This is a genomic window from Trinickia sp. (genome assembly GCF_036503415.1).
In the GTDB taxonomy this organism is placed as follows: domain Bacteria; phylum Pseudomonadota; class Gammaproteobacteria; order Burkholderiales; family Burkholderiaceae; genus Trinickia.
The window spans coordinates 112,741-129,646 of record NZ_DASXWY010000159.1; the positions used below are offsets into that span (position 1 = coordinate 112,741).

Consider the following 16,906-nt stretch of genomic DNA (forward strand, 5'->3'; position numbering starts at 1 on the left):
ACCCGTGCCGTCGCCTCCCTGCAGGCATGCGGGCACGGAGCAGGGCGACGCGCGCGTCGGGCCGAAAAGGTGATGCGGCGCCTTTTTGCGAGAGATGCGCCGCCCCTGGCACGGAGAAGGTAACCCGATTCGCTAGATCAATTTAGGACGATTGAAGCCATGGCTAACGTTGTTGAAAACCTCGGCAAGCTGGAACGCCGCGTGACCATTTCCCTGCCGAAGGAAGCGGTGCAAAAGGAAATCGAGTCGCGTATCCGTCAGATTGCGAAGAACGTGCGCATGCCGGGCTTTCGCCCCGGCAAGGTGCCGCTCAAGATGGTGACGCAGCAGTATGCGGGGCAGGTCGAGGCGGAAGTGTTGAGCGACAAGGTCGGCAAGCAGTTCTTCGACATCAGCCGTGCCGAGAATCTGCGCGTGGCGGGCCAGCCGAGCTTCAGCCCGAAAGAGGGCACGGGCGAGGAGGCCTACGCGTTCGATGCGACGTTCGAGGTCTACCCGGAAGTGAAGCTCGGCGATTTGTCGACCGCGAAGGTCGAACGCTCGGTCACGACGATCGCGGACGCGGAAGTCGACCGCACGCTCGATATTCTGCGCAAGCAGCGCGTGCACTACCATGCGCGTGGCGAGGCGGGCGAGCACGGTGACGGCGGCGGCGATCAAGCTGCCCAAACCGGCGACCGGGTGACCGTCGATTTCGTCGGCAAGCTCGATGGCGAGCCGTTCCAGGGCGGCAGTGCCGAAGACTTTGCGTTCGTGCTGGGCGAGGGCCGCATGCTGCCCGAATTCGAGCAGGCCGCAACGGGCTTGAAAGTCGGCGAAACGCGCGAATTCGACTTGAAATTCCCGGACGACTATCACGGCAAGGAAGTGGCCGGCAAGACGGCGCAGTTCACGATCACGATGAAAAAGGTCGAATGGCCGCATCAGCCGGAAGTCGACGCGGAATTCGCCAAATCGCTCGGCATTGCCGACGGCGATTTGACGAAGATGCGCGCCGAGATCAAGGAGAACCTCGAGCGCGAGGCCAAGCGCCGGACGCAGGCCATCGTCAAGAACCAGGTAATGGACGCGCTGCTCTCCATTTCCGAACTCGAAGTTCCGAAGGCACTGATCGAGCAGGATCAAGAGCGGCTCGTCGAAATGGCGCGCCAGGACTTGACGCAGCGCGGCGTGCCGAATGCGGCGAACGCCCCGATCCCGGCGGAAATGTTCAAGGAGCAGGCCGAGCGTCGCGTCAAGCTGGGCCTCGTGCTGGCGGAACTCGTGAAGGCCAACGGCCTCGAGGCGAAGCCCGAGCAGATCCGCGCCGAGGTCGAGGAATTCGCCAAGAGCTACGAGGACCCGAAAGAAGTCATCCGCTGGTATTATTCGAACCAGCAGCGTCTGGCCGAAATGGAAGCGTACGTCGTGGAAAGCAACGTCGTCGAATTCGTGCTCGGCAAGGCGCAGGTGACGGACAAGGAAGTCAGCTTCGAAGCACTGGCAAGCGCCTCGGCGCAAGCGTAAGGTCTCGCCGCGAACGGCGTGCAGGCTGTCGGAGCGACGGCCGCACGCCGTTTTTGCTGACGGGTGCGCGTTCCCGGTGCCGTTGCCATCCAAGACCTATTCCGAAAAGGAACCATTGCATGACCTTTCGCGCTCAATTGCTGGACACCTTGGCCTCGAACGCGCCGCGGGATCTCGAGACGCAGGCGCTCGGCCTCGTCCCGATCGTCGTGGAAACGAGCGGCCGGGGCGAGCGTTCGTACGACATCTATTCGCGGCTGCTGAAGGAGCGTGTCGTCTTCATGGTCGGCGAAGTCAACGATCAGACGGCGAATCTGGTGGTCGCACAGCTGCTGTTCCTCGAAAGCGAAAACCCGGATAAGGACATCAGCCTCTACATCAACAGTCCGGGGGGCTCGGTGTCGGCCGGCATGGCGATCTACGATACGATGCAGTTCATCAAGCCGGACGTTTCGACGCTGTGCATGGGTCTTGCGGCGAGCATGGGCGCATTCCTGCTGGCCTCCGGTGCCAAGGGCAAGCGCTTCGCGCTGCCGAACGCACGGGTCATGATCCATCAGCCGCTCGGCGGCGCGCGCGGCCAGGCTTCCGATATCGAAATCCAGGCACGCGAAATTCTTTACCTGAAAGACCGGTTGAATCATTTGCTCGCGCACCACACCGGTCAGCCCGTGGAACGTATCGCCCGCGACACCGACCGTGACAATTTCATGTCGGGGGAGGACGCCCAGGCTTACGGCCTCGTCGACCAGGTGCTGCAAAAGCGCCCCTAATCGTGACGGACCATCTCGCGGCAGCCGGCATTCTTTCGCTCGTAGGTGCGGATGCCGGCTCAAGCGATGCTATAAATGGTCGATAATAAAGTTCAGGGCGTCGACGGCGGAGACGCCGCCCCATGTTTCGTCTGTAGAATCCGACCCTAAAGTCGAAAGCCGACGAACAGCGTACCTAGTTTTTCGAGTGTCCGGAGGCTCGTATATCCATGGCGGACAAAAAAGGTTCGAACAGCGAAAAGCTGTTGTATTGCTCGTTTTGCGGCAAAAGCCAGCATGAGGTGAAAAAGCTCATTGCGGGCCCGTCGGTGTTCATCTGCGATGAATGTATCGACCTGTGCAACGAGATCATTCGCGACGAAGCCGCGGGCGCAGGCACGGACGCAGGCTTGTCCAAATCCGACCTGCCGAGTCCGCAAGAAATTCGCGACATTCTCGATCAATACGTGATTGGTCAGGAACGGGCGAAAAAGATCCTGGCCGTGGCGGTGTACAACCACTACAAGCGGCTCAAGCACCTCGACAAGAAAGACGACATCGAGCTCTCGAAGAGCAATATCCTGCTGATCGGGCCCACGGGCTCGGGCAAGACGTTGCTCGCCCAGACGCTCGCGCGCCTGCTGAACGTACCGTTCGTCATTGCGGACGCCACGACGCTGACCGAAGCGGGCTACGTCGGCGAGGATGTCGAGAACATCATTCAAAAGTTGCTGCAAAACTGCAACTACGAAGTCGAGAAGGCTCAGCGCGGCATCGTTTATATCGACGAGATCGACAAGATCAGCCGTAAGTCCGACAACCCGTCGATCACGCGCGACGTGTCTGGCGAGGGCGTGCAGCAGGCATTACTCAAGCTCGTCGAGGGCACGATGGCATCGGTGCCGCCGCAGGGCGGCCGCAAGCACCCGAACCAGGATTTCATCCAGGTCGACACGACCAACATCCTGTTCGTTTGCGGTGGCGCCTTCGACGGACTCGAGAAAGTCATCACGGACCGGACCGAAAAGACCGGTATCGGTTTCGGCGCGACGGTCAAGAGCAAGCAGGAGCGCGACGCCGGCGAGGTGCTGCGCGAAGTCGAGCCCGAGGATCTGATCAAATTCGGGTTGATTCCCGAGTTGATCGGCCGCCTGCCCGTCGTAGCGACGCTCGGCAAACTCGACGAAACGGCGCTGATGAAGATTCTCGTCGAACCGAAGAATGCGCTCGTCAAGCAGTACAACAAGCTTTTCGCGATGGAACGCGTCGAACTCGAGATTCGTCCCGCGGCGTTGCAAGCCGTGGCGCGCAAGGCAATCCGCCGCAAGACCGGCGCGCGTGGCCTTCGCTCGATTTTGGAACAGGCGTTGCTCGACGTGATGTACGAATTGCCGGCAATGAAAGGGGTCAGCAAAGTGATTATCGACGACAACGTAATCGAGGGCGACGGAAAGCCGTTGCTGATTTACGAGGAAGCCCCGAAGGTAGCGGGTTCCAACTGAGCGATGGACCTGCTGGGCCTAGGGTTTTCTTTGACATAGGCCGTTCATGGCGACGTGAACGGCTTTTTTCGTTTATCTTGTGGGTTAGCACTGACGACTTCGACACTTTCACTGAACTTTTTCCCACGCGCGAAGGCTTGCAATCGATGTAGCGGGCCTCAACTACCGAACGTTCTGAATCCACTAATGGGGAAATGAAATGTCAGGAACCCAACTCCTCCCTTCTGAGCGCACGACGCTCCCGCTGTTGCCCTTGCGAGATGTGGTTGTTTTCCCACATATGGTGATCCCCCTTTTCGTGGGGCGCCCGAAATCGATCAAGGCGCTCGAAGTGGCGATGGAGGGTGGCAAGCACATCATGCTTGTCGCACAAAAAACGGCGGCCAAGGACGAGCCGACCGAAAAGGACATGTACGAAGTAGGATGTATCGCAAACATCCTGCAAATGCTCAAGCTGCCCGACGGCACCGTAAAAGTGCTCGTGGAGGGTTTGCAGCGTGCCAAGACGCTGACGATCGAAGAGCAGGAGACGCAGTTTTCCTGCGAAGTCATGCCGCTCGAACCCGACCATGCGGACAGCGCCGAAACCGAGGCGCTGCGCCGTGCGATCGTGTCGCAGTTCGACCAGTACGTGAAACTCAACAAGAAGATTCCGCCCGAGATTCTCACGTCGCTTGCCGGTATCGATGAAGCGGGGCGTCTGGCCGATACGATTGCCGCGCACTTGCCGCTCAAGCTCGATCAAAAGCAGCACATTCTCGAGATGTTCCCGGTCGTGGAACGGCTCGAGCACCTGCTTGCCCAGCTCGAAGCTGAAATCGACATCCTCCAGGTCGAAAAGCGCATCCGTGGGCGCGTCAAGCGTCAGATGGAGAAGAGCCAGCGCGAGTACTACCTGAACGAACAGGTCAAGGCGATCCAGAAGGAACTTGGCGAAGGCGAAGAGGGTGCCGATCTCGAAGAGCTGGAAAAGCGCATCGAAGCCGCACGCATGCCGAAGGAAGCCAAGAAGAAGGCCGATTCGGAACTCAAGAAGCTCAAGCTGATGTCGCCGATGTCGGCCGAAGCGACGGTCGTGCGCAACTACATCGATACGCTCATCGGGCTGCCGTGGCGCAAGAAGAGCAAGGTCAACAATGACCTCTCGAACGCAGAGCGCGTGCTCGATGAAGATCACTTCGGCCTCGAAAAGGTCAAAGAGCGGATTCTCGAGTATCTCGCGGTCCAACAGCGCGTCGACAAGGTGAAAGCGCCGATCCTGTGCCTCGTGGGGCCGCCGGGGGTAGGGAAGACTTCGCTCGGTCAGTCGATCGCGCGTGCGACGAACCGTAAGTTCGTGCGCATGGCGCTGGGCGGCGTGCGTGACGAAGCCGAGATCCGCGGCCATCGCCGTACTTATATCGGTTCGATGCCGGGCAAGATTTTGCAGAGCTTGACGAAGGTCGGCGTGCGCAATCCGCTCTTCCTGCTCGACGAAGTCGACAAGATGGGCATGGATTTCCGCGGCGATCCGTCGTCGGCGTTGCTGGAAGTGCTCGATCCCGAGCAGAACCACACGTTCGCCGATCACTATGTCGAAGTGGACTTCGATCTGTCGGATGTGATGTTCGTGGCGACATCGAACTCGCTCAATATTCCGCCTCCGTTGCTCGACCGGATGGAAGTGATCCGCTTGTCGGGTTACACCGAGGACGAAAAGGTCAGCATTGCGCAGCGTTATCTGTTGCCGAAGCAGAAGAAGAACAACGGCTTGAAGGAAGGCGAGATCGAGGTTGCGGAGCAGGCGATTCGCGACATCATTCGTTACTACACGCGCGAAGCGGGCGTGCGTTCGCTCGAGCGTGAAATATCGAAGATCTGCCGCAAAGTCGTGAAGATGCTGCTGCTGAAAAAGGCGGAGGGTGCGGTCAAGGTCGAGGGCAGCAACCTCGATACGTTCCTCGGCGTGCGCAAGTACGACTTCGGTTTGGCGGCCAAGCAGAATCAGACTGGCCAGGTGACGGGTCTGGCTTGGACGGAAGTCGGCGGCGATCTGCTGACGATCGAAGCCGCGGTCATGCCCGGCAAGGGCAACGTCATTCGCACGGGTTCGCTCGGCGATGTGATGAAGGAGTCGGTCGAGGCTGCGCGTTCGGTGGTCCGCTCCCGCTCGCGGCGTCTCGGGGTCAGGGACGAGGCGTTCGAGAAGCAGGATATCCACATCCACGTGCCGGAAGGTGCGACACCGAAGGACGGTCCGTCCGCCGGTATCGCGATGACGACGGCGCTGGTGTCGGTGCTCACGGGTATCCCCGTGCGGGCCGATGTCGCGATGACGGGTGAGATCACGCTGCGTGGCGAAGTACTGCCGATCGGCGGGCTCAAGGAGAAGATGCTGGCTGCACACCGCGGTGGCATCAAGCTCGTGTTGATCCCCGAGGAAAACGTCAAGGATCTGACCGAGATTCCCGACAACGTGAAGAACTCGATCGAGATCGTGCCGGTCAGGTGGATCGACAAGGTGTTGGAGCTTGCGCTGGAGCGGGTGCCTGAGGCACTGCCGGAAGAAGAGCCGAAGGCTGAGCCCGTTGCCGAAGCGGCGAAGGATGCGGCTACGACGGAAGTCGTCAAGCATTGAAAGATGACGGCCGCAGATAAGCGGCTGTGAAAAGCCGCGAGAGGCGCGCAATGCGCTTCTCGCGGCTTTTTTTGCGCCCGGTAGGGCGCATCAACCTGGAGGTGAGAACCTTTGAAAGTTTCTCGTCTTGTTATCTTCTCATTGCTGCTGGGACATCAAGTAGCGTTTTCACAGAGCATCGATTGCACGTCGAATCAGCTTGATATCCGGCAAATCGCGGGCGATGCCCCCGGTATGAGCAAATCCAATGCTTTTTTCGCCATCCTGAATGTTGGGAAAAAGCCTTGCCGGCTCAGTGCGCAACTTGTCAGGGTGGGTGAAGAAGCGTTGAGGGTGAGCTTTCACGACAACACCCCGGTTGATTTCGTCCTTCCGCCTGTGCGCGAGAAACGCTTTATTCGTGCCAAAGACGTGATTGGCTTCAACGTCAGTAACGATGGCGCCAGCGGCCCGACAAGACATATCGGTGCGCTTCATTTTGAATTTCAAAACGGAGATTCCTTTACTGCCGACTATGCCGGATACGACACAGCGCCTTTCACTCCTCAGGCGCAAATCATTCCGTTTTTCGCCTGGCAGATTTTTCAGGGCGATCAATGCCTGACGCCGCAAGGCAAAGCCCTTTCCTTTGTCGAAAACCCGGAAATCGACACACGGAAACGGCTGTCGTGCGGCTAGCAAAACCTTCCGCATCCGGCGCAACCCTGGTTGACACTCCAGTTTCGGCCATCTTTAATGGGCCAGCGCAGCATCGCCTGCGCTTTCTTTCGGGCACTTTACGGTGCTCTCACAACTGCAGCCCAACAATCATCATCGGGGACTCGGATGAACAAGACGGAATTGATCGACCACATTGCAGAACAAGCAGATCTGTCGAAGGCGGCGGCCGGACGGGCGCTCGAGGCCGTGATCGGCGGCGTCAAAAGCGTGTTGAAAAAGGGCGGCTCGGTGACGTTGGTCGGTTTTGGCACGTTCGCCGTCGGCAAGCGCACGGCGCGCACGGGCCGCAATCCGCGCACGGGCGCAGCCATCAAGATCAAGGCAGCTAAGGTTCCGAAATTCAAGCCTGGCAAAGCGTTGAAAGATGCGCTAAACTAGCGGGCTCGTTGGCTGGCAAGCGTTGAATCGTACGGCTACCAGTCAACGGATGTAGCGCGAACGGGTGCTTAGCTCAGTTGGTAGAGCGGCGCCCTTACAAGGCGTAGGTCGGGAGTTCGAGCCTCTCAGCACCCACCATTTTCCGTTTCGCGATTCGCTTTCAGGCAGTTCCGCAGTACCTGCCGCGGTGACCTGCCGCAATAGCCTGTGTAATACCGAAGACCCGCACAGCTTTTAGCTCTGCGGGTTTTTTGTCGTCCTTCCGGCGCCCGGGAACGTCCGCCGGCTGCCGCCTGTATCCGGGCTGTTGTCGTTCAATCCCGTCGCCAGGCGGACGATTCGTCGCAATCGCCCTCGAAAAGCAGGCGCTCATCGGTAAATTCCCTACGTCGATGCGTTTTGCGCGGGAGGCGCAGCGCGCCGATATTGGCGCGACCCGACGCGTTCCTCCCTCGAATCCCCCGTCACCATTGGCTTTGCGCACATCGCGCATCCCCTCGTGTTTTTCAGCGAACGCTGCATCCCTCGGCTTCATAACCTCAGGTATCGGAAAGGGCGCAGAAAATGTATCGGGATGCGTCGAATTGGCTTGGTACGCTTCGATCCATGCAATAGATATCGATCAGCGATTGGCCCTCAGCGGAACTAGCGTGCCGGGATGCAACGAATGACGACTGACGCGACTGGCGCGTCGGAAATCTCCCCGCAACGGATAGCGCAATACGCACTGAAAACTGCCGCCGGGTGGATTAGAAAAACCGACGAGACCAAGAACGGTCGCTTGGACCGAGGGCTATCCGATCGCGGCCTTCGATTTCTTGAACTTGCCAGTTGGAATGAAAGCATGCCCCCGAATCTGACGTTCGCACCGCAGGATGTGGTTCCGTCCGGCGTGATCGATGCGAAAGCCGCCTCATCGGTTGCAAACCCGATCGCAGTTGGCGGCACCGATATTCTGACGGTCCGAAACCTGTCGAAAATCTTCGGCCCGAAACCCGAACGTGCAGCCGAGTTGGTCAGGCAAGGCCTCGGTCGAGACGAAGTCTTCGAACGCACGGGCAGTATGGTTGCCGTCAACGACGTCAGCCTCAGCGTCAAGGCAGGCGAGATTTTCGTCATCATGGGCCTGTCGGGTTCCGGCAAGTCGACGCTGGTCCGGCTCCTCAACCGATTGATCGAGCCGACATCAGGGCAGGTCATTCTCGAAGGCCGCGATATCGCGCCGATGTCGACGGTCGAGTTGCGCGACGTTCGCCGCGAGAAGATGGCAATGGTATTCCAGTCGTTCGCGCTGCTGCCCAATCGCACGGTGCTCGACAACATCTCATACGGGCTCGAAGTCGCCGGAATGAAAAAGGCCGAGCGCTACGAAATCGCTCGAGCGGCACTCACGCGAGTCGGCCTCGGTTCATACGAAAAACTGCTGCCCGGCGAGTTATCGGGGGGCATGCAGCAACGCGTCGGCCTTGCTCGTGCGCTGGCGGTGAATCCTTCCGTGCTGTTGATGGACGAAGCGTTCTCCGCGCTGGACCCGTTGATTCGGCATGAGATGCAGAGCGAACTGCTGCGGCTTCAAAAGCAGGAGCAGCGCACCATCGTCTTCATCTCGCACGATATCGAAGAAGCCATCAAGATCGGCGGTCGCATCGGCATCATGAAGGACGGTTGCCTGATTCAGGTTGGCACGCCTGCCGAGCTGATCCAATCGCCGGCCGACGACTACGTGCGGGACTTCTTCCACCACGTCGACGTCTCGCGCTTTCTCAAAGCCGAAAGACTGCTCACCAGAGTCGAACGCGGCGTGATTGCGGCGGATATCGGTGCGCCCGCGGAGCACTACGTCAACCAGATGATCGACGGCGGTCTGGAGTGCGCCTATGTGTGCGATCAAGCGGGCCGATTCCAAGGTTGCGTCACCCCCACGTCGCTGCACAAGGCCGGTGCGCGTCCTCTGCGTGAAGCATTGCTGCAGGACTTGAAGACGGTTTCGCCCGAGTCTGACTTGCACGAACTTGCCACCATTGCCTTGAGCCAGGAACACGACGTGCCGGTTGTCGATATGGGCGGGAAGCTGGCGGGCGTCGTGTCGTGCAGAACGATACTGAAGCAGGTTATGGAGCGGAGGGCAGTATGAGTACCTCGTCATCGATCTTCGGCCAGTTTGCGGAAAACGCCGTCACTTTCCTTTTCAATCATTTCCAAGGCGGCTTCAACGCGTTTTCCTCGGCATTGGGCGCGGTGATCAGACTGCTCGAGGACGGTCTGGCTGCGATTCCATTCATCGCGATGCTCGTCATCCTCGTGGCCTTCGCGTTGTGGCGCCGCGGTATCGTCTTCTCAGTCTTCGTCGGCTTGGCACTCTGGGCGATCCATTACATGGGGCTGTGGCCGCAAACGGTGTCTACGCTGGCACTCGTCGTGGCGGCCACGTGCTTCAGCCTGATCATCGGTGTGCCGCTCGGCATCTGGGGTGCCCGCAACAACGGGGTCGAGCTGGTCTTGCGATCGCTGCTCGATTTCATGCAGACGATGCCGGCATTCGTCTATCTGATTCCCGCCGTCATCCTGTTCGGACTGGGCCGCGTGCCCGCCGTGATTGCCACGGTGGTTTTCGCGATGCCGCCGGTCGTGCGTCTGACGACGCTCGGTATTCGGCAGGTTCGAGAGGAACTGCTCGAAGCGGGGCGTTCGTTCGGGAGCACCGATGCGCAACTGCTTTGGAAAATCCAATTGCCGAACGCCATGCCGTCGATCATGGCCGGCGTCAATCAGACGATCATGATGTCGCTTTCGATGGTCGTCATCGCATCGATGATCGGCGCCGGCGGACTCGGCGAGTATGTGCTGAGCGGCATCCAGCGGCTGGACATCGGCATCGGTTTCGAAGGCGGGCTTGGCGTCGTATTGCTTGCGATCGTGCTCGATCGCTTGACCGAGACGTTCGGCAAATCGAAAAAGAAGAAAGCTCGGCCCGCTGCCAAGGCAGGGAAGGCCGGCGCAAACGACGTGGCAGCGCGTACGTAACGGATCCGACGATCGACCCGGCGTCGTCGATGCGACAGGCAAGTACCGATCGAGTCTGACGGACAGTCTGTCATAGCCGCGAGGTTGGACAGCCGGGGAAGTAAAAGGGGCGGGGAGACTGCGTACGCTACGTGGCAGCACCTGTGACATGGTTCAAAACGACACGAAGTAGATTAGGAGTCCTAAATGAACTGCAATGTTTTCAAGGCACTTATTGCCAAAGTTGCGCTATCGGCGGTTGCTGCTTTGAGTCTTGGCGTAGGTGTCGCCTCGGCTGCGGAGCCGATCAAGTTGGCGATCACGGATTGGGCCGACGTGTTGGCCACGGCGAACGTCGCGAAATATGTGCTCGAGACCAAGCTTAACCAGCCCGTCAAGTTCGTCAACGCCGACATCGGTATTCAGTACGAAGGCGTCGCGCGTGGCGACCTCGACATCATGGTCGGCGGCTGGCTCCCCGTCACGCATGCGGTGTACTACGCGAAATACAAGAACGACATGGACGACGTCGGCGTCATCTATACCGGCGGCAAGAATGGCTGGGCCGTGCCGGCCTACGTTCCGGAGTCCGAACTGTCGTCGATTTCGGATCTGAGCAAGCCCGACGTCAAGAGCAAGCTCGACGGCACGGTCCAGGGCATCGGCCCCGGTGCAGGCCTGATGCAAGCGTCCGAAAAGACGCTCCAAGCCTACGGCTTATCCAACTATCACCTTCAATCGTCGAGCGAAGCCGGGATGCTGGCAGCGGTGTCGCGAGCCAATCAGTCGAAGCAATGGGTCGTCGCCACGGTCTGGAGCCCGCATTGGCTCTGGCAGAAATGGAAGATGCGCTACCTGAAAGACCCGAAGGGCACGTTGGGCGGGGAAGAGCAGGTTCACGCGTTCGCTTCCAAGCAATTCGCCAGCAAATTTCCGCGTGCCGATGTGTTCTTCAAGCATTTCAAGCTGAAGCTCGCTGATGTCGAGGCCATCGAATTCGAAGGCAATGCCACGAACGACTACGCCACCGCGGCGAAGAAGTTCGTCGACTCGCATCCGGACGAGCTCAAGGCCTGGTTGCAGCAATGAGTCGAAGGTTGGCCGAGGGTCGTGTCCGGTCGACGCATGCCTGGCGGCAGCGGACGTTGCGGATGTTCACGGACGCTTCTTCGATATTTCTTCCGGCGGGCGCGACGGTGTGCCCGCCGACTCAATGAGGGCCGCAGTCCTGTAGGGCTGCGTTACACCAACGCTTTTGGGAGTGACCCGTGAACGAACACTCGCGCTTTTTTTCGGAAACGCTCCAGAGCCGAGACCCCGTCATCGCCTCGGAAATCGCGCTCGAGTTGCGCCGCCAGCAAACTCAGATCGAGCTGATCGCCTCCGAGAACATCGTCTCCGCTGCGGTGATGGAGGCGCAAGGGACGGTATTGACCAACAAATATGCCGAAGGCTATCCCTCGAAACGCTATTACGGCGGTTGCGACCATGTCGACCGGATCGAAGCGCTGGCCATCGATCGCGTGAAGGCGCTGTTCGAAGCCGAGTATGCGAACGTCCAGCCGCACTCGGGCGCGCAGGCAAATGGCGCGGTCATGCTGGCGCTGGTCAAGCCGGGCGAGACGGTCATGGGCATGTCGCTCGACGCCGGCGGCCATCTGACGCATGGCGCTCGTCCCGCCCTGTCGGGCAAATGGTTCAACGCGGTGCAGTATGGCGTGAGCCCGGAAACCTTCCGCATCGATTACGACAAGCTGCGCGCGCTCGCGCAAGCGCATCGTCCGAAGCTGATCATCGCGGGGTATTCGGCTTATCCGCGCGCGCTCGATTTCGCTGCGTTCCGCGACATCGCGGACAGCGTGGGCGCGCTGTTGATGGTCGACATGGCGCATATCGCGGGCATCGTCGCAGTCGGCCGGCATGAGAACCCCGTTCGCTTTGCCGACGTGGTGACGTCGACGACGCACAAGACACTGCGCGGACCGCGCGGCGGCTTCATCCTCACGAACAACGGCGACATTGCCAAGAAAATCAATTCTGCCGTGTTCCCGGGGTTGCAGGGCGGCCCGCTCATGCACGTCATCGCCGGCAAAGCGGTGGCGTTCGGCGAAGCGCTTCGTCCCGAGTTCACGGCGTACATCGATCAAATGCTGCGCAACGCACAGGCGCTCGGCAATGTACTGAAGGCCGGCGGCCTGAGTCTCGCGACAGGCGGGACCGACAACCATCTGCAGTTAGTCGATTTGCGACCGAAGAGGCTGACGGGAGCGCAGGCGGAGAAGGCGCTGGAACGCGCCGGCATCACATGCAACAAGAACGGTATTCCGTTCGATACCGAGAACCCGACGGTGACCTCCGGCATTCGGCTTGGCACGCCGGCGGGCACGACGCGCGGATTCGGCACGGCTCAATTCGAGCAGGTCGGCGAAATGATTCTGGAAGTGTTGTCGGCGCTGGAGCGCAACCCCAACGGCGACGAGCAGGTGGAGCGCGCAGTGCGCACGCGCGTGAGAGAGCTGTGCGGCCAGTTCCCGATTTATTCGCATGCGGTGGACGTCGTATGACCGGCGATCGAGCGTGATTGCTGGTAAACCCATCCGATTTACCTGGTTGCAGATAACTGATGAGAGAAACGAAATGAGCTTCGAGGGTGTGCATACTCCGCTCGTGACCCCGTTCAAGGCGGACGGCGAGATCGATCATGAATTGCTCGGCAAGCATGCCGCCAATCTGGCCGGCCGCGTCTCGGGCCTGGGCGTGGGCGGAACGACGGGCGAATACTACGCGTTGAGTTTCGACGAGCGTGTGCAGACGTTCAACACGGTTGCACAGGCGGCTGGCGGCAAGACGTATCTCACCGCCGGAATCAACGCAACGACGACGCGAGAGGTGATTCGCCTCGGTCAGGAAGCAAAGCGGGCGGGCATGCAGGCGCTACTGGTTGCGGCGCCGTACTACGTGCAGCCGACGCAGGAAGAGTTGCTGGCTCACCTGCTGAAGGTGGACGACGCGCTCGACATGCCGGTCATGCTTTATAACTTTCCGGCTCGCACGGGAACGGAAATCAGCGACGACGTCCTCGAAAAACTGCTCGAGCGCCCGAACTTCCTCGCGATGAAGGAGAGCACCGGAGACATTGCGCACCTGCACCACCTCGCCACGTACTTCAAGGACCGGCTGACGTTCAGCTGCGGCATGGACGACCAGGCGCTCGAATTCTTCGCGTGGGGCGCGAAAAGCTGGGTCGGCGGCGCCTCGAATTTCTTGCCGGAAGCGCACGTGGCGCTGTTCGACGCGTGCGTCGACAAGGGCGATTTCACGTTGGGCCGCAAGCTGATGGCGCAGCTTCTGCCCGTGCTCGAACTGCTCGAGCGCAGCGGCAAGTTCATCCAATACGTTCGCTATGGCTGCGAATTGGCGGGCCTGCCGGTCGGCGTGGCGCGGGCACCCCTTGGCCGCCTCTCAGACAACGAACGCAGTGCATTCGCACAGCTTGTCGAGCCGATGTTGGGCAACGCCCGGTAACGCGTATGACCTCGAAACTGGAATTCGCGCGGTTTCCCGCTCCCGACGGCGTGAACGGTTGGTGGGAGTGCCTGCCTCCAGCGGCGCCGCCACAGGCCACGGTAACGTCCGAGCAACGATTCGACTGGGTGGTCATCGGTGGAGGCATCACCGGATTGTGCGCCGCGCGCCGCCTGGCCGAACTCGCGCCCGACGCGTCGATTGCCTTGGTGGAAGCGGACCGTATCGGACGTACGACCGCGGGACGCAATTCCGGTTTCTTCGTCGATTTGCCGCACGACATCAGCAGCGAGAGTTACTCCCGCAGCGTGGAAGCGGACAAAGCCGACGTTCGGCTGCAACGCCATGGTATCGACTATGTGCGTTCAGTCGTGCGTCGGCACGACATCGAGTGCGATTGGCGTGACGACGGCAAGTTTCATGCGTCGGTCAACAAGAAGGGCCACGCGGCACTTTCGCACTTCGCGGAAGGTTTGTCCCGCATCGACGAGCCTTTCCAATGGCTCGACGAGGCCGCGATCGGCAAGGTCACCGGGACGGGTTTCTATCACGGTGCGCTGTTTACACCGGGCTGCAGTACCGTTCAACCGGCCGCACTGATGCGGGGTCTCGCCAAGACGCTGCCGCCGAACGCGAAGGTTTTCGAAATGAGTGCGGTGAGAGACATCGACGATCGCCGCGATATGAAGGTGCTGACGTTCGCTCATGGAACGATCAGCGCGAAAGGCGTGATTCTCTGCACGAATGCCTACGCGGCGAGGTTTGGGGGGCATCCCAACGGCTTGCTGCCCGTCTATACGTTCGCATCGATGACACGTGTGATGACACCTCGCGAAATCGCCGAGCTCGGCGGCGCGCAATCATGGGCGCTCATTCCCGCGGATCCGATGGGCACGACCGTACGCCGGTTGAGCAGCAATCGCATTTGCGTGCGCAATCACTTCGCTTTCCGGCCGGGGCTCGAGGTGTCTCAATCCGATCTCGCGAAGGCGAAGAGCTTGCACCAGCGCTCGTTCGATCGGCGCTTTCCGATGCTCGGAAACCTCGAGCTCGAATATACGTGGGGTGGGCCGTTGTGTCTGTCCGCCAACAACGGCGCGCTATTCGGACAACGAAACGACGGGGTGTTCGAAGCGATCGGATGTAACGGACTCGGTTTGAGCAGAGGTTCCGCATCCGGCAAGCTCATCGCGGAGTATGCGCTCGGTCAGTCGAGCGACCTCGTGCATCAGCTACTGAATCAACCGCATCCGCGCTCGCTACCCGCACGTCCCATCGCGGACGTGGCCGTATCGGCCGCGATCTGGGTCAAGGAATTCGCGGCGGGCGCCGAGCTCTAACTTTCAAGGACTAGACCATGGCAACGTATCAGGAATGGAAGAACAGGGCGCAAGCGTTGCGGCTCGACGGCCGGGCATTCATCGCGGGCGAGCGATGCCCCGCTGCGTCGAATGAGACGTTCGAAACGCTCAATCCCTCGACCGGGAAGGTATTGGCCGATGTGGCCAAGTGCGACGCCAAGGATGTCGATCGCGCCGTCGTCGCGGCGAGAGCGGCGTTCGAAAGCGGCGTGTGGTCGAAGGCGACGCCGGCCCAGCGCAAGGGCGTCCTGCTGCGCCTCGCCCAGTTGATCGACGAAAACGCAGAAGAACTCGCGCTGCTCGAAGCGCTCGAAGCAGGCAAGCCGATCAGCGAATGCCTCGGGCTCGACATCCCCGAATCGGCGGCCTGCATCCGCTGGCATGCCGAGGCGACGGACAAGCGCTACGACGCGCTGTCGCCATCGGGCCCGAGTGTCGTCAGTATGATCACGCGCGAACCGATCGGTGTGGTCGGAGCGGTGCTGCCGTGGAATTTTCCGGCGCTCATGCTCGCATGGAAAATCGGCCCGGCGCTATCCGTCGGCAACAGCGTGATCGTCAAACCTGCCGAGCAGACGTCGCTTTCGACGCTGCGCATCGCCGATCTCGCACTGGAAGCGGGTGTGCCCGCCGGTGTTTTCAGCGTGGTCACGGGCTTTGGTGAGCAGGCCGGCCAGGCCATCGGGCAGCATGCCGATATAGACCTGGTCGCCTTTACGGGCTCGACGGAAACGGGCAAACGCTTTCTGCGCTACTCGGCCGACACGAACTTGAAGCGTGTCGTATTGGAATGCGGTGGCAAGAACCCGCAGGTCGTGCTACCCGACGTTGCCAATCTCGACGCTGTTGCGGAGAATGCGGTTGCCGCTGCCTTCTGGAACATGGGTGAGAACTGCAGCGCGGGATCGCGCATTCTCGTCCCGGCGTCGATGAAGGCTGAGCTGCTGCAAAAAGTCCGATCGGTGCTGGAGAGCTGGAAGACAGGCGATCCGCTCGACCCGGACGTGAAACTGGGCTCGTTGATCGAACGCCCGCACTATGAGAAGGTGCTTGCGCACATCGAGACGGCGAGGGCCGAAGGCGCGCGCCTGGTGTGTGGCGGTAAGGCGACGCTCACCGAGAGCGGCGGCTGGTTCGTCGAGCCGACGATTTTCGACAACGTGAAACCCGACATGGCGATCGCGCGCGAAGAAGTGTTCGGCCCCGTGCTTTGCTTCATCGAATACGGCGACGTCGAAGAGGCCGTCCGAATCGCCAACGACACCTGCTATGGTCTGGCAGCATCGCTTTGGACGGACAACGTCAATCAGGCCCACAAGATCGCGGCGCGCATCCGGGCGGGCACGGTCACCGTCAATTGCTTCGGCGAGGGCGATTTGTCGACGCCGTTCGGCGGTTTCAAGCAATCGGGCTTCGGCGGCCGCGACAAATCGATTTACGCTCATGATCAGTACTGCGAACTGAAGACGACTTGGCTGAAGCTCGATTGACGGAGCGCTTCGAGCGGATCACCGGCGCCGCATAGCGGGGAGGGACACCGAG

13 protein-coding genes and 1 tRNA gene are annotated in these 16,906 nt (G+C 60.4%); all 14 read left to right on the plus strand.

Annotated elements, in window-relative coordinates:
• Window positions 1–159 precede the first annotated feature (159 nt).
• The 14 genes from tig to VGL01_RS19725 all read left to right on the plus strand — a co-directional run bounded on the left by tig (window position 160) and on the right by VGL01_RS19725 (window position 16,854).
• Window positions 160–1,506, plus strand: coding sequence for a trigger factor (tig, locus tag VGL01_RS19660; protein WP_331572290.1), 1,347 nt, complete (start codon window positions 160–162; stop codon window positions 1,504–1,506).
• 119 nt (window positions 1,507–1,625) lie between these two features.
• Window positions 1,626–2,279, plus strand: a complete 654-nt coding sequence (gene clpP / locus VGL01_RS19665) for an ATP-dependent Clp endopeptidase proteolytic subunit ClpP (protein WP_173260088.1) — start codon at window positions 1,626–1,628, stop codon at window positions 2,277–2,279.
• 209 nt (window positions 2,280–2,488) lie between these two features.
• The gene (clpX, locus tag VGL01_RS19670; RefSeq protein WP_173260087.1) at window positions 2,489–3,760 is read left to right on the plus strand and encodes an ATP-dependent Clp protease ATP-binding subunit ClpX; all 1,272 of its coding nucleotides are present in this window, start codon (window positions 2,489–2,491) and stop codon (window positions 3,758–3,760) included.
• A gap of 199 nt (window positions 3,761–3,959) precedes the next feature.
• Window positions 3,960–6,377, plus strand: a complete 2,418-nt coding sequence (lon, locus tag VGL01_RS19675; protein ID WP_331572292.1) for an endopeptidase La — start codon at window positions 3,960–3,962, stop codon at window positions 6,375–6,377.
• Between the two features lie 111 nt (window positions 6,378–6,488).
• Complete coding sequence (locus tag VGL01_RS19680) at window positions 6,489–7,055, plus strand: hypothetical protein (RefSeq protein WP_331572294.1); 567 nt, start codon at window positions 6,489–6,491, stop codon at window positions 7,053–7,055.
• Between the two features lie 147 nt (window positions 7,056–7,202).
• On the plus strand, window positions 7,203–7,475 hold the full coding sequence (locus VGL01_RS19685; protein ID WP_173260119.1) for an HU family DNA-binding protein: 273 nt from the start codon (window positions 7,203–7,205) through the stop codon (window positions 7,473–7,475).
• A 62-nt stretch (window positions 7,476–7,537) separates the two neighbouring features.
• Window positions 7,538–7,613, plus strand: a tRNA-Val gene (locus VGL01_RS19690).
• 706 nt (window positions 7,614–8,319) lie between these two features.
• Window positions 8,320–9,609 (plus strand): glycine betaine/L-proline ABC transporter ATP-binding protein, encoded by a 1,290-nt coding sequence (locus tag VGL01_RS19695; RefSeq protein ID WP_331572296.1) that lies wholly within the window; start codon window positions 8,320–8,322, stop codon window positions 9,607–9,609.
• Window positions 9,606–10,499 carry a proline/glycine betaine ABC transporter permease gene (locus VGL01_RS19700; RefSeq protein WP_331572298.1) on the plus strand — a complete coding sequence of 298 codons (894 nt, stop codon included), beginning with the start codon at window positions 9,606–9,608 and terminating at the stop codon, window positions 10,497–10,499. Before VGL01_RS19695 ends, VGL01_RS19700 begins: the two co-directional genes overlap by 4 nt.
• 186 nt (window positions 10,500–10,685) lie before the next feature.
• On the plus strand, window positions 10,686–11,567 hold the full coding sequence (locus VGL01_RS19705; RefSeq protein WP_331572300.1) for a glycine betaine ABC transporter substrate-binding protein: 882 nt from the start codon (window positions 10,686–10,688) through the stop codon (window positions 11,565–11,567).
• A 179-nt stretch (window positions 11,568–11,746) separates the two neighbouring features.
• On the plus strand, window positions 11,747–13,042 hold the full coding sequence (glyA, locus tag VGL01_RS19710) for a serine hydroxymethyltransferase (protein ID WP_331572302.1): 1,296 nt from the start codon (window positions 11,747–11,749) through the stop codon (window positions 13,040–13,042).
• Window positions 13,043–13,115: 73 nt separating this feature from the next.
• Window positions 13,116–14,003 carry a dihydrodipicolinate synthase family protein gene (locus VGL01_RS19715; protein ID WP_331572303.1) on the plus strand — a complete coding sequence of 296 codons (888 nt, stop codon included), beginning with the start codon at window positions 13,116–13,118 and terminating at the stop codon, window positions 14,001–14,003.
• Between the two features lie 5 nt (window positions 14,004–14,008).
• Window positions 14,009–15,343: an FAD-binding oxidoreductase gene (locus VGL01_RS19720; RefSeq protein WP_331572304.1), complete on the plus strand. Its 1,335-nt coding sequence runs from the start codon at window positions 14,009–14,011 to the stop codon at window positions 15,341–15,343.
• Between the two features lie 17 nt (window positions 15,344–15,360).
• Window positions 15,361–16,854 (plus strand): aldehyde dehydrogenase, encoded by a 1,494-nt coding sequence (locus VGL01_RS19725; protein WP_331572306.1) that lies wholly within the window; start codon window positions 15,361–15,363, stop codon window positions 16,852–16,854.
• The last annotated feature ends 52 nt before the right edge of the window (window positions 16,855–16,906 follow it).